The organism is Sphaerisporangium sp. NPDC049002 (assembly GCF_040649355.1).
GTDB lineage: Bacteria > Actinomycetota > Actinomycetes > Streptosporangiales > Streptosporangiaceae > Sphaerisporangium.
Genome location: NZ_JBEZFH010000219.1, coordinates 1 through 12,501, shown reverse-complemented (window position 1 = coordinate 12,501; position 12,501 = coordinate 1). Strand labels below are relative to the sequence as shown.

Here is a 12,501-nt window from a genome sequence, read left to right as displayed (position 1 = left end):
CTCGCATCCGCAGGACCTCCGGGACTCTGGAGTGGTCTCGCATCCATACGGCTGTGGTAGGGCAGATGTAGCCCACCAGCCGGTTGAAGCCCGCCCTATGGGGTCGGGCGGTCAGCGAGCCGCCCAGCGCGGCGGCGCGCTCGCGCATCCCGGGGATGCCGTTGCCGCCCCCCTCGTCGGTCAGCGCGCTCGGCGCGGTCGCGCCGCTGTCGGCGACGCGGACGTACAGCTCCTCCGGGCCGTAGGTGATCGTCACCGTGGCCCGCGCGCCGGGCGCGTGCTTGGTGACGTTGGTGAGCGACTCCTGGATGATCCGGTAGGTGGCCCGCTCGACCCCCGGAGGCAACGGCCGGGGAATGCCCTCGGTCTCCATGGTGACCGCCGGCCCCGTGCGCCCGATCAGCTCGTCGAGCTGGCCGAGGCCCGCCGCCGGCGACCGGGGGGCGCCGTCCCGCAGCACGCCGAGCACCGACCGCATCTCGGTGAGCACGTCCTTGCTGGCCTGCTTGATGGTCGCGAGCGCCGTGCGCGCCTGCTCGGGGTGGTCGTCGATGAGGTGCAGGGCCGTGGACGCCTGGACGTGGATGAGCGAGATGCTGTGCCCGAGCACGTCGTGCAGCTCCTGCGCCATGGTCAGGCGCTCCTCGCTGGCCTGCCGCCTGGCCTCCTCCTCTTCGACCCTCTCGCGCTCCACGCGCTGCTCGCGCCGGGCGCGGGCCATCTCGGCCCCGGTGAGCACGACCAGGATGATCGCTCCGACGCCTGCGTGGTGCAGCCAGCCCTGGCGCACCGGGAGGAGCCAGGTGGCGTAGGCGGCGAAGAAGAGGAAGAGGGAACCACCGGCGGCCCACGCGGCCCGGCGGTGCCCGGCCATGACAGCGTTGACGATCATGAAGATGGGGGCGGCGAACACGGGCCCGTAGGCGAAGCCCTGGTGGACGTAGACGCAGGTCGCCACGATCGTCACCCACAGCGCCGCCACGGGATGCGCCCGGCGCGCGACAAGCGCGAGCGGCCCCACCGTCAGCAGCGCGTACCCGAGGGTGTCGAGCGGGACGCGGGTGCCGGGGTCGGCGGCGTCGATCTGGGCTCTCTGCGCGCCGATCGAACCCCACACCTGCGCCATGCCCACGAGCAGCGGGAGCGTGGAGTCGAACCAATGGGACCGTTTCGTGCGCACGCCAGAACGGTACGTCAGCGCGCTGACCAGAGCGTCGTCCCAGGGGGGCAGTGCCGCCTACGGTAACCGGCGTACCGCCCGGCGCCACACGGACCCTGCGTTACACTCTCATCACTTCATGTGAACACCTCTGCCCGGCGGCACGACCGCATGCGGACACTTTGATCATAATTGACCACGGTTGTGAAGCTATGAGTCAATGCTGGTGCGATCTAGGAATGAGGTCCAGCATGAGCTTTCGCCGCCTGGCGGTGCCCTTTGTAGGGGTCGCCGCCTCTCTGGCACTCGTCATACCGCCCGCCGACGCACGGGCGCCGATCACCACCGGGACACCGCCCGGCTCCCAGGGGCACGGGCAGCCGGCCAAGGTCCCCGTCGCCGAGGGGTACGGCGGCGCCGTGTCCACCGTCGACCTCGACGCGAGCAAGGCCGCGCTGAGCGTCCTGAAGCAGGGCGGCAACGCCATGGACGCGGCCGTCGCGGGAGCCGCGACGCTGGGCGTGACCGAGCCGTACTCGGCGGGCCTGTCGGGCGGCGGGTTCCTGGTCTACTACGACGCCCGGCGCGGCAAGGTCTTCACCATTGACGGCCGCGAGAAGGCCCCCCAGGCGATGACCGAGACCTCGTTCCAGGAGAACGGCGTGGCCATCCCGTTCGACGCCGCCGTGACCAGCGGGCTGTCGGCGGGCGTGCCCGGCGGCCTCGCGCAGTGGGAGCTGGCGCTGCGGCGCTTCGGCACCCTGTCGCTCAAGCGGGCGCTCCAGCCGGCGATCGACGTCGCCACCAAGGGCTTCACGGTCGACCAGACCTTCTACGACCAGACCGCGCAGAACGCCGCGCGCTTCGCGGACTTCACCTCCACCGCCTCCCTGTACCTGCCGAACGGCGCTCCGCCGCCCGTCGGCTCGGTCTTCCGCAACCCCGACCTCGCCGCGACCTACCGCGAGCTGGGCAGGCGCGGCGGCGACTGGCTGTACGGGGGCAAGCTCGGCGAGGAGGTCGTGGCCACCGTCAAGTCGCCCCCGGTCAGGCCCGGGTCCACCCGCGTGGTGCGGCCGGGTCTCATGGAGCTCTCCGACCTGCGGGCCTACCGCGCGCTGGAGCGCGCCCCGAGCAAGATCAGCTACAACGGCATGGACGTGTACGGCATGGCGCCGCCGTCCTCCGGTGGCTCCACGGTCGGCGAGGCGCTGAACATCCTCGAAGCGCTGCCCAAGGTCGGCGTCCACGAGTACCTGGAGGCCTCCCGCCTCGCCTTCGCCGACCGCAACAAGTTCGTGGGCGACCCCGACTACGTTGACGTGCCGCTCAAGGGGCTGCTGTCCGACGGGTTCGCCAAGGAGCGCGCCTGCCTGATCGGCCACGTCGCGATGCCGAACCCGGCCGCGCCCGGCTCGCCCGACGGCTCGTACGGCGGGTGCCAGATCGAGGGCAGGCCGCTCGCGGCCGACGAGGCCGGCGCCGCCGAGAAGCCGGAGGGGCCAGAGACCACCCACCTGGTCGTGGCCGACCGCTGGGGCGACGTCGCGGCGTACAACATCACGATCGAGCAGACCGGCGGCAACGGCATGGTCGTCCCGGGGCGGGGCTTCCTGCTGAACAACGAGCTGACCGACTTCACCTTCGGCCCGGCCCCCGGCGACCCGAACCTCCCGGCCCCCGGCAAGCGCCCCCGCTCGTCCATGGCCCCGACGATCGTGCTGAAGAACGGCAAGCCCCTCCTCGCCGTGGGCTCGCCGGGCGGGGCGACGATCATCACGACGGTGCTGCAGATCCTCGTCAACCGCTACGAGTTCGGCATGTCCCTGCCCGACGCGGTCGCCGCGCCGAGGGGCAGCCAGCGCAACGCCGCCGCGACGCAGGCCGAGCAGGGCTTCATCGACCGCTACGGAGCCGAGCTGACCGCCAAGGGCCACACGCTGACGATCGCCCCCGGCCCGCCGGTCGGGGAGATCGGCGCGGCCACGGGGCTTGAGTTCCTCGGCCGCGGCAAGGTCCAGGCGGTCGCCGAGCCTTCCCGCAGGGGCGGCGGCAGCGCGCTGGTGGTCTCAGAGAGGCCCTAGCGGATCAGCTCGTAGGCACTCGGCTTCACGTTCCGGGTTCGCGCCCAGAACTCGAACGTGAAGCCGGGCCACAGGGTGCGGTTCCGGCCCTGGTCGTCGAGGTACCAGCTCACGCAGCCGCCCTCGGACCACACCAGGCGGGTGAGCCGTTCCTGGAGCCTGGTGTTGTACGCCCGCTGGGCCTCGGGCCGCACATCCAGGGCCCTCGCCCGGGCCGACGACAGCAGGCGCAGGCAGGACATGACATACCGCACCTGGGCCTCGATCATGAAGACGACCGAGGTGTGCCCGAGCCCGGTGTTCGGGCCGAGCAGGAAGAACAGGTTGGGGAACCCCGCCGTGGCGGTGCCGAGGTAGGCCTGCATGCCGTCCTGCCACGCGTCCTGGATCTTCAGCCCGTCCCTGCCGGTGATCCGCTGCTCGCCGAGCGCGTCGGTGACCTTGAACCCGGTGCCGTAGATGATCACGTCGACCGGGCGTTCCCGGCCGGTCGCGTCGACGATCGAGTGCTCGCGGATCTCGGTGATCCGGTCGGTGACCAGCTCGACGTCGTCCCGGACGAGGGCCGGGTAGTAGTCGTCGGAGAGCAGGATGCGCTTGCAGCCGATGGTGTAGCCGGGCGTCAGCTTGGCGCGCAGCTCCGCGTCGGGCACCTGGGCGGCGAGGTGGCGTTCGGCCACCGCCTGGTGGATCCGCATCAGGCGCGGGTCGACGGTGAACCCGAGGGCGCGGGTCTCCAGGAGCCAGTAGACCGCGTTGCGCAGCGCCCGCCCGGCCAGGGGCAGCGTCCTGAGCGTCTTCCGGGTGCGCTCCGAGAGCCGGATGTCGGGCTTGGGCTGGATCCACGGAGCGGTCCGCTGGAAGACGTGCAACCGCTCCGCCTGCCCGGCGATCTTGGGGACGAACTGGACGGCGGAGGCTCCGGTGCCGATGACCGCGACGCGCTTGCCGGTCAGGTCGCAGGAGTGGTCCCAGTTCGCCGAGTGGAACGACCGGCCGGCGAACGTCTCGCGTCCGGGGATCTCCGGCAGGGACGGGACGTGCAGGGCCCCGATGCCCGACACCACCGCGTTCGTCGTGAAGGTCGCGCCGTCGGCGGTGCTCACCCGCCAGCGGTTGGTCTCGTCCAGGTATTCGAGCCCGCGGACTTCCTTCCCGAATCGGAAGTGGGGCGCGAGCGCGTACTTGTCCACGCATGCACGCATGTAGTCCCAGATCTCCCGCTGCGGGGCGAACAGCCGGGACCACTCGGGGTTGAGCTCGAAGGAGAAGGAGTACATCGGGGAGGGAACGTCGCAGGCGCAACCAGGGTAGGTGTTGTCGCGCCAGGTGCCGCCGAGGTCCGCGTCCTTTTCGAGGATGACGAAGTCGTGGTACCCCGCGTCCTTCAGCTTGATCGCCATGCAGAGCCCGGCGAAACCGGAGCCGATGATCGTGATGCCGGGGCCCGTGGCTGCCATTCCATCTCCTCCACCCCGTATTGGACCTTCGGTCCAATTTAGACGCAGGTGTCGTCCTGGTCCATCCCCGCCTCTGTCAGCATATTTCCGGGTACGGGGAAAGCGCCGAACCGATTCCGGGTACGGCGAAAGCGCCGACGGCGCGTGGCCGACGGCGCGTGGCCTCTACGAGCGGCCGGTTCCTACCGGAGGAGCAGGAAGACGACCACGGCGACGACGATGACGGCGGCGACCGCGGCGATCACGGGAACCAGGTAGGACCGCTGCGGCGCGACGGGCTCGGGCTCCTGGCGCTGGGCGAAGGCCTTGAACTGCTGGGTGTTCCCCGCAGGATCAATCTGAGGTTCGGACATGGGCACGACTTTATCGACCTCGGTGGTGACTTGACGCTGTTTATGCCACTTCGGCCTCAGGCTGCGGAAGCTTTCCCCGAGCGGCGGCGCCCGCCCTGCCTGAGCAGGACCGAAGACCGGACCACGGGCCTGTGCGGATAGCGTGGGGGCATGCTCCGGACGTTGTTCTCGCCCCGCCTCGTGGGCCTCCACCTGGTGACGATCGGGGTGCTGATCTCGTTCACCTTTCTCGGGCGCTGGCAGCTCGGGGTCTTCGAGGAGTCCGGCCGTCCCCATGCCGTCGTGGATCCGGCGCCGATCGCGCTGTCCACGCTCGTCGAGGCCGGCAGGCGCGTGCCGGCACCGGCGATCAGCCGCAGGGTCACCGCGCAGGGCACCTTCGAGGCGTCCCGGCAGTTGCTCGTGGCCGAGCGCGAGCCCACCGTGGAGTCCGGCGGCGGCGTGAGCAAGGACGGCGGCTACTGGCTGCTGACCCCCCTGAAGCTGGCCGACGGCACCTTGGTGCCTGTCGTGCGCGGGTGGGTCGCTTCTCCGTCCGACCCGGCGACGGCCGTGCCGGGCGGGACGGTGAGCGTGAGCGGGCGCCTCCAGCCGTCCGAGCCCACAGACTTCGCCAGGAGGCGCACCTCTCCGCTCCCGGCGGGCCAGGTGGCGACCGTCTCGACGTCCGAGCTGATCAACATCTGGCATGGTGCCCGGCTCCATGACGGGTTCGTGGTGGCGACGGCGCCGATGGCCCCGGTCACCCGCCTGGTCGACGTGCCCCCGCCCACCGAGGGGGGCGGCTTCACCTGGCGGAACCTCGCCTACGCCGCCCAATGGTGGATCTTCGCGGCGTTCGCCGTGTTCATGTGGTTCCACTTCGTACGCGACGCGGTGCGCGCGGGCCGGGCGGGCGGAGCCGCGACCGCGGAGCTCAGCGCGTCCCCGCAGGGCTGACCACCCTCATGCCCGGATATCGTGTGGTGACCGCTCTCCAAGCGAGGTAATGATCATCGTGGATTCCGCGCTCAAGCCCTTCCGGGTGATGGCCTACGTCGTCGGCTGCATGCTGCTCGCCCTCGTGGGCGCCATGGTCCTGAAGTACGTCTTCGACAACGCCACGCCCGTCGCCGTCGTCGGCCCCGTGCACGGCTTCATCTATGCCGTCTACCTCCTGGCCGCGCTCAACCTGGGTCTCAAGGCCCGCTGGACCTGGCCCTACATCCTGGGAGTGCTGCTCGCCGGCACGATCCCGTTCCTGTCGTTCGTGATCGAGCGCAAGGTGACCCAGCGCGTGCAGGAGCAGATCGCCGTCGCCCCGGCCTGATCCCGTGGCACGATCGGGTGTGACCGCGCCTGGCCGATCGCGGACGACCGCGTGGGCGGACGGTCGGCCCGTCCGGTCACGCGGTCGTCGTGCGGGCGATCAGCGGCCGATCTGGCGCCGCCGGATCCGCCGGAGCCTTGCGCGCTGCGACTCGTCCAGCATGAAGTACACCACCACGGGCCCGGCCAGCACGGCCAGGACCAGCACCCATGCGACCAGGGACGGCAGCAGGAGAAGGGCGAGTACGGAGGCGATCCCCGCGCCCACGTAATACTTTGCGACTGGCGACATGGCCGGGCCTTTCTCTTCGCCGAGCGGGGGTGGTCCCCACGCCCATTCTGCGTCGTCCCGTCAACGTGTGGCACTCCGGCCGGAGTTCCGTTCACGGCGCCGTCCGGATCCGGGGCCGGTGCGCGGGCGGTCAGTCGGCGAGGGCCTTGAGCGTGGCCTCGCCGCACGGGTCGGCGTCGGTGCTGACGGGCACGAGCGCCACCTCGTCCACGCCCGCCTCCGCGTAGGCGTCCAGCCGGTCCATGATCTCGACCGAGTCGCCGATCAGCGCGACCGACTCCAGCAGGGCGTCCGGGATCTTGGCGAGCAGCTCACGGGGGTGCGGCAGGGTACGGGCGTACCGCACCACGTCCTCGAAACCGGCCTCGGCGAACATCTCGCCGTACCCGGGGGCAGCGAGGTAGGGGACGACGCCACGCCTGATCTGCTCGATCGCGGCCGGGCCGGGGTCCACCGCGGCCGTCACCCAGGCGGCGGCCCGCGTGCTGGGCGTGAGCAGGCGCAGATCGGTGATCAGGCGGGCGGCGGAGGCCGGGGTGAGGAGGTTGAGCACCATGCGGTCCGCGAGAGCGGCCGTGGCCACCGCTCCGGGGCCGAAGGCGGCGACGGTGAGCTCCGACCGGGGAGCGGGCAGCCGCAGCCGGTAGCCCTTGCTGGAGACCCGCGTGCCCGCGAAGTCGGATTTCTCCCCGTCGAGCAGGGGCCGCAGCGCCTGGACGGTCTCACGCAGCGCCGTGCCCGAGCCGGCCCTGGACCGGCCGTGCCAGTCCTCCACCACCATCGGGCTGGAGGTGCCGAGCGCGATGTTCACCCGCCTGCCCGTGAGCTCCGCGACCGAGGCGGCTCCCATCGCGATCATCAGGGGGTCCCGCACGCTCACCGCCAGCGGCCCGACCGTGAGAGCCGCCCGGCCGGTCCGCGCGCCGATCGCCGTGGCGAGGGCGAAGGCGTCGTACGTCGCCATCTCGCCGACCCATACCTCGGGGTAGCCGAGCTCGTCCGCGATCTGAGCGGTCCGAACCGCCTCGCCCGCCGGGCGGTCCTGCCACAGCCCGAGGGAGACGCTGAGCCTCATGTGTCATGCTCCTGCCATAGCCCGGGGGAGCCGTCGTGCCTCGTACGGCATGCCCCCGACACCGTCCTTGCGAGACGCTTAGTCAATCTCATATTGGACACTCCCCACCACTTCCATTTGATTCCGTTTTATGAGTCATATGCGTATCTGCTCGATCAATGGAGCTGGTCCGGCCTGACCCAGGTGGCGTGGAAGCCGAGGGGCACGCGCTGGGGGAGCAGGACCCGCGCGACCGGCCCCGCCGTCAGGTCGGACGCGGACAGGACCTGGACCTCCGAGGCGCCCTCGCGCTCGTCGGTGACGAACGTCACCAGGTAGCCGTCGTCCTCGCCGGTCGCGCCGTCCCGGGGGGCGAACGGCGCCTCGCTGCCGTAGCGGTGCTCGCCGAAGCGGTACACCTGCTTCTCGCCGGTCACGTTGTCGTAGCGGACCAGGCCGTCGAACAGGTTGGTGTCGGCGTCCATCACGGACACGTTGTAGGCGTACCTCGTGGCACGGCCGGTCCGGCGGGCGTCGATCGAGGGGAACTCGGTGTTGTGGCCCTCGTCCACGAACCCCTCGGAGGTCCGCCCGGTGCGCAGGTCGAAGCGGTACCGGTACATCCGGGCGTCGAGCCTCAGGTACGACAGCATGCGCGCGAGCGGCCCGCCGGCGCCGCTCGGCGCCGGGCGCGACACCCGGCAGACGTCCATGGTGATCTCGTCGCCGGACTCCCAGGCGTTGACCACGTGGTAGATGTAGCAGGGCTTGGCCTCGAACCAGCGGATCTCGTGCGCGAGGCCCCGGCGCGGAATGACGCCGAAGCGGGAGGGCAGTTCGCGGTCGAAGGTCAGCTTGTACCTTCCCCGCCGCGCGGCGTCGAGGTCCTGGTAGAGCGGCAGGTCCATGAGGATCGCGTGGTTCTCGGTGATCGCCATGTCGTGCGGCAGCCGGGCTCCGGGCAGGTCCAGCTCCACGCAGTGCTCGACCGCGCCGCCCGCGCCGACCACCCCGTACCGCAGGTAGGGCTCGCGTGGCCCGTAGTCGAACCAGAACAGTTCACCCGTGCGCTCGTCGGCCTTCGGATGGGCCATGACGTCGCCCGTCAGCGTGTTGAGGAAGGTCTCGGCGCCGAGGGTCTCCAGCGAGAGCGGGTCGAGCGAGTACGGCGAGCCGCACAGGTACCACGTGGCCAGCACCCGGCCCCTGTGGAAGATCAGATCGGTGTTGGCGGAGTCCTTCAGGTTGAGCCCGCGGGTGTTGCCGAAGGGGTTGCCCTTCGGGCTCTCCATGACGCCGGTCCACAGCGACCTCCCGGCGGCCGACTCGGCCTCGAAGGCGCTGGTGCGCACGTACCGGTTGCGGTAGCGCGCGCGGCCGTTCTCGAAGTGCATGGCGTGGACCATGCCGTCGCCGTCGAACCAGTGGTAGCGGCCCTTCATCGGGTGGCGCGCGTTGGGCCCGTTGCGCAGGTAGACGCCGTTCAGGTCACGGGGGATCTCGCCGATGACCTTGAGGTCGCCGGTGGTGATCTCATCGTGGACCGGTGCGTAGACGCCGAGGAGGTACGGGTTCGGCTCGCCCGAATCGTCCATCACCGCCGCGACCGCGGTGGGCTGTTCCCTCATCACTGGAAACTACGATAGAAAAAGTCAGCTAGTCAACGCACCGGCCGGGCCCCCCGACCGGAGAGGGCTGTTTAGAGTTGGCGCGGTGGAGACGAAGGAGTCGCCGGTCATGGCCGGGGTGGGGAAGGCCGTGGCCGGAGGCCGCGATCACGTGGACGGGGACACCGCCGATCTCAGCGCCATAGGGCGCGCGCTCGGCGTACTCGGCGACCGATGGGTCCTGCTGATCCTCCAGCGGGCCTTCCTGCTGCGCATCCGCACCTTCGCCGCGTGGCGCGACGAGCTCGGCATCTCCGAGTCCGTGCTCGCGGCCCGGCTCAAGGAGCTGGTCAGGCACGGCATCTTCGAGACGGCCGCCTACCGCGACGGCCGCATCCGCTACGAGTACCGGCTGACCGGCAGGGGACTGCGGCTGTGGGTCCTCCTCGTGGCCATCCACAGCTGGGAGCGCGACTGGGCCGACCGGCCCGAGCTGCTCACCCTGATCCATGACACCTGCGGGAACGACGCGCGGCCGTACCTCGCCTGTGGAACGTGCCGCGCGCCGATGAGCGCCCGGGACACCCACACCGAGCGCGGCCCCCTCGCGACGTTCGCCCGCATCGGCGTGCCGCGCCACCATCGCCGCACCGTGCGCGGTGACGACAGGACCGAATTCCTCGGCTACTGCCCGCACTCCATGGAGATCCTGGGCGACCGCTGGAGCACCACGATCCTTGCGGCGGCCTTCCTCGGCATCAGGCGCTTCGTCGACTTCCAGGGCGAGCTGGGCATCGCTCCGTCGGTGCTCACCGAGCGGCTCAAGCGGTTCGTCGAGCTCGGAGTGCTCCAGACCGATTCGTACCGGCTCTACCGGCTCACCGACAAGGGGCTCGCCTTCTTCGAGGTCTTCGCCTTCCTCACCGACTGGGCTCAAACGGAGCTGCCCGCTCCGGAAGGGTCCGGCCTGACCATCACGCACAAACCCTGCGGCTCCGCGCTGCGGCCCGTCCTGCTGTGCCGGGTGTGCCACCGGGCGCTGGAGCGCCGGGAGATCCACTTCGACATGCCGGCGCACCTGCGTTCCGCGCCTTTTCCGGCCTCCTCCAGCGAGGATCTGCCCGCCTGCCATTGACCCGCTGGCTTCTGTCTTCGTAGTGTCCTTCCATTCACGATGGGAGTCGCGATGAGGCTGCACCCCCCACAGCAGATCGAGCGCTTCACTTCGGGTGGATGGTGGACAGGCGACACCGTCGACGGGCTGTTCAGGGCACAGGTGAGCGCCCGGCCGGACGCGATCGCGATCGTCGACCCGCTCAACAAGCCCAGCCTGATGGACGGCGCGGCCCGGCGGCTGACCTGGGCGCAACTGGGCGCGGAGGCCGACAGGATCGCCGCGGTCCTGCTGGAGACCGGTGTCGCCCAGGGCGATGTGGTCGCGGTCCAGCTTCCGAACAGCGTGGAGCTCGCGGTGACGTTCCTCGCGGTGGCCAGGATCGGCGCCGTCGTCACCCCCCTGCCCGTGCAGTACCGCGAGTACGAGCTGGCGCAGGCCATCCGGCTGGCGGCGGTCAAGGTGCTCGTCACCGCCGAGCGCGTGGGGGACCGGGACAACGCCGAGATCGTCCGCAGGCTCGACGTCCCCGCGCCTCCGATCGTGCTGGCCTGGGGCGATCCCGCCCGGGACCTGGAGACCGCGGTCGCCGACCCCGCCATGCTCGCCGCCCACCTCAAGGGCCTCGAAACCGACCCCAACGACTGCCTGACCATCTGCTGGACCTCCGGCACCGAGGCGACGCCGAAGGGAGTGCCCCGCTGCCACTACGACTGGTTCGCCGTCGAGTCGAACACCACCGCCGCGCCCTCGCTGCACGGGGGCGACGTGGTGCTCAACCCGTTCCCGATGGTGAACATGGCCGGGATCGGCGGCGTCTTCCTGCCGTGGCTCCGCACCGGGTTCCAGATGGTCCAGCACCACCCGTTCGACCTGCTCGTCTACCTCGACCAGATCACCGAGGAACGGGTCACCTACACCCTCGCCCCGCCGGCGCTGCTCACGATGCTGCTGCGGAAGCCCGAGATGCTCGAAAGGTACGACATCTCCTCGCTGACGCGCATCGGCTCGGGCTCCGCGCCGCTGCCTCCCTGGATGGTGAGGGGCTGGCAGGAGCGGTACGGCATCGCCGTCATCAACTTCTTCGGCTCCAACGAGGGCATCGCGCTGCTCTCCGACCCGGTGAACATTCCGGACCCCGAGGAGCGCGCACGGTTCTTCCCGCGGCCGGGCGTCCCCGGAGGCGCCTGGCCCGGGACCCTCGCCGCCAGCAGCGTGAAGCTGGTGGACCCCGCCTCCGGCGAGGAGATCACCGAGCCCGGCCGGCCGGGAGAGCTGCATCTTTCCGGGCCCACCGTCTTCGCCGGCTACCTCGCCGGCACGGCCGACGCCGATCCCTTCGACGAGGACGGCTACCTCATCACGGGTGACGTGTTCGAGATCGACGGCCCCGATGGCCGTTACCTGCGGTACGTCGACCGAGCCAAGGACCTGATCATCCGGGGTGGCATGAACATCGCCCCCGCCGAGCTGGAGTCCCTGCTCGCCGGGCACCCGGCCGTCGTGGAGGTGGCGATCGTCGGGTACCCGGACGGCGTGCTGGGCGAGAGGGTCTGCGCGGTCGTCGCGCCACGGGACGACGTCGACCTGCCGTCACTCGTGGACTTCCTCAAGGAGAAGGGCATCGCGTCCTACAAGCTCCCCGAGCGGCTGGAGATCGTCGAAGCCCTGCCGCGCAACGCCGTGGGCAAGATCCTCAAGCGGGATCTGCGCGAGCGGCTCTGAGGTTAGGGCGGGATCCGCGCGAGCGGCCATGAGGTTCGAGAGGGTCCGCGCGAACGGCCATGAGGTGAAAGATTCAGCGCGTTTTCGCGCCGTCCGAGGTCGGTGAACGCCGGGCGTCGCCGTCGTTGACACCTGGACGCGCGCGGAGAACCATCGGCGATCGAGCGCAGCAGAGCGATCCCGGTCCGGCGTGTGGGAGCGCTCCCACCTCTTGAGGGCATCCGTAGAAAGCGAGCGATCCATGAGTGCTCCCCTCCCCGGCCGTCCGTTCCCCCCGGCCGGACCCTTGCCACCGTGGTCAGGCCGGCCGAGCGCGAGGCACCTCGTGGTCGGCGAGAACCTCAT

At 70.6% G+C, this 12,501-nt stretch carries 11 protein-coding genes; 5 read left to right on the top strand and 6 right to left on the bottom strand.

Annotated features, from left to right (window positions below; genetic code table 11):
* Positions 1-1,180 (bottom strand): histidine kinase (locus AB0B89_RS30340; RefSeq protein WP_358559638.1); only part of this gene is annotated, 1,180 nt, incomplete at its 3' end.
* A gap of 230 nt (positions 1,181-1,410) precedes the next feature.
* On the opposite strand from AB0B89_RS30340, the gene ggt reads away from it, so the two are divergent.
* Positions 1,411-3,243, top strand: a complete 1,833-nt coding sequence (ggt, locus tag AB0B89_RS30335; protein WP_358559636.1) for a gamma-glutamyltransferase — start codon at positions 1,411-1,413, stop codon at positions 3,241-3,243.
* Here the strand turns inward: ggt and AB0B89_RS30330 are convergent.
* Together AB0B89_RS30330 and AB0B89_RS30325 are read right to left on the bottom strand one after the other, a co-directional pair.
* Positions 3,240-4,703: an NAD(P)/FAD-dependent oxidoreductase gene (locus tag AB0B89_RS30330; protein ID WP_358559634.1), complete on the bottom strand. Its 1,464-nt coding sequence runs from the start codon at positions 4,701-4,703 to the stop codon at positions 3,240-3,242. The genes ggt and AB0B89_RS30330 overlap by 4 nt on opposite strands.
* Before the next feature lie 182 nt (positions 4,704-4,885).
* Positions 4,886-5,056 carry a hypothetical protein gene (locus AB0B89_RS30325; protein WP_358559632.1) on the bottom strand — a complete coding sequence of 57 codons (171 nt, stop codon included), beginning with the start codon at positions 5,054-5,056 and terminating at the stop codon, positions 4,886-4,888.
* A 150-nt stretch (positions 5,057-5,206) separates the two neighbouring features.
* On the opposite strand from AB0B89_RS30325, the gene AB0B89_RS30320 reads away from it, so the two are divergent.
* Positions 5,207-5,995, top strand: a complete 789-nt coding sequence (locus AB0B89_RS30320; protein WP_358559630.1) for an SURF1 family protein — start codon at positions 5,207-5,209, stop codon at positions 5,993-5,995.
* Positions 5,996-6,044: 49 nt separating this feature from the next.
* Positions 6,045-6,365 (top strand): DUF3817 domain-containing protein, encoded by a 321-nt coding sequence (locus tag AB0B89_RS30315; protein WP_358559628.1) that lies wholly within the window; start codon positions 6,045-6,047, stop codon positions 6,363-6,365.
* 99 nt (positions 6,366-6,464) lie between these two features.
* Here AB0B89_RS30315 and AB0B89_RS30310 read toward each other — a convergent pair whose 3' ends face one another.
* The 3 genes from AB0B89_RS30310 to AB0B89_RS30300 form a co-directional block, all read right to left on the bottom strand.
* On the bottom strand, positions 6,465-6,656 hold the full coding sequence (locus tag AB0B89_RS30310; RefSeq protein WP_358559626.1) for a hypothetical protein: 192 nt from the start codon (positions 6,654-6,656) through the stop codon (positions 6,465-6,467).
* Positions 6,657-6,786: 130 nt separating this feature from the next.
* Positions 6,787-7,731, bottom strand: coding sequence for an LLM class F420-dependent oxidoreductase (locus AB0B89_RS30305; protein ID WP_358559624.1), 945 nt, complete (start codon positions 7,729-7,731; stop codon positions 6,787-6,789).
* Positions 7,732-7,886: 155 nt separating this feature from the next.
* Complete coding sequence (locus AB0B89_RS30300; protein ID WP_358559622.1) at positions 7,887-9,338, bottom strand: carotenoid oxygenase family protein; 1,452 nt, start codon at positions 9,336-9,338, stop codon at positions 7,887-7,889.
* 85 nt (positions 9,339-9,423) lie between these two features.
* Here AB0B89_RS30300 and AB0B89_RS30295 point away from each other — a divergent pair, with 85 nt between their 5' ends.
* Together AB0B89_RS30295 and AB0B89_RS30290 are read left to right on the top strand one after the other, a co-directional pair.
* Positions 9,424-10,452: a helix-turn-helix domain-containing protein gene (locus tag AB0B89_RS30295; RefSeq protein WP_358559620.1), complete on the top strand. Its 1,029-nt coding sequence runs from the start codon at positions 9,424-9,426 to the stop codon at positions 10,450-10,452.
* A gap of 51 nt (positions 10,453-10,503) precedes the next feature.
* Positions 10,504-12,156 carry a class I adenylate-forming enzyme family protein gene (locus AB0B89_RS30290; RefSeq protein ID WP_358559618.1) on the top strand — a complete coding sequence of 551 codons (1,653 nt, stop codon included), beginning with the start codon at positions 10,504-10,506 and terminating at the stop codon, positions 12,154-12,156.
* Positions 12,157-12,501: the final 345 nt, after the last annotated feature.

What these genes read in the sequence shown, in the direction of transcription:
- ggt (WP_358559636.1), top strand. Translation starts at nt 1,411, where the DNA reads ATGAGCTTTCGCCGCCTGGCGGTGCCCTTTGTAGGGGTCGCCGCCTCT.
- AB0B89_RS30330 (WP_358559634.1), bottom strand. Translation starts at nt 4,703, where the DNA reads ATGGCAGCCACGGGCCCCGGCATCACGATCATCGGCTCCGGTTTCGCC.
- AB0B89_RS30315 (WP_358559628.1), top strand. Translation starts at nt 6,045, where the DNA reads ATGATCATCGTGGATTCCGCGCTCAAGCCCTTCCGGGTGATGGCCTAC.
- AB0B89_RS30300 (WP_358559622.1), bottom strand. Translation starts at nt 9,338, where the DNA reads ATGAGGGAACAGCCCACCGCGGTCGCGGCGGTGATGGACGATTCGGGC.
- AB0B89_RS30290 (WP_358559618.1), top strand. Translation starts at nt 10,504, where the DNA reads ATGAGGCTGCACCCCCCACAGCAGATCGAGCGCTTCACTTCGGGTGGA.
- AB0B89_RS30320 (WP_358559630.1), top strand. Translation starts at nt 5,207, where the DNA reads ATGCTCCGGACGTTGTTCTCGCCCCGCCTCGTGGGCCTCCACCTGGTG.
- AB0B89_RS30325 (WP_358559632.1), bottom strand. Translation starts at nt 5,056, where the DNA reads ATGTCCGAACCTCAGATTGATCCTGCGGGGAACACCCAGCAGTTCAAG.
- AB0B89_RS30305 (WP_358559624.1), bottom strand. Translation starts at nt 7,731, where the DNA reads ATGAGGCTCAGCGTCTCCCTCGGGCTGTGGCAGGACCGCCCGGCGGGC.
- AB0B89_RS30310 (WP_358559626.1), bottom strand. Translation starts at nt 6,656, where the DNA reads ATGTCGCCAGTCGCAAAGTATTACGTGGGCGCGGGGATCGCCTCCGTA.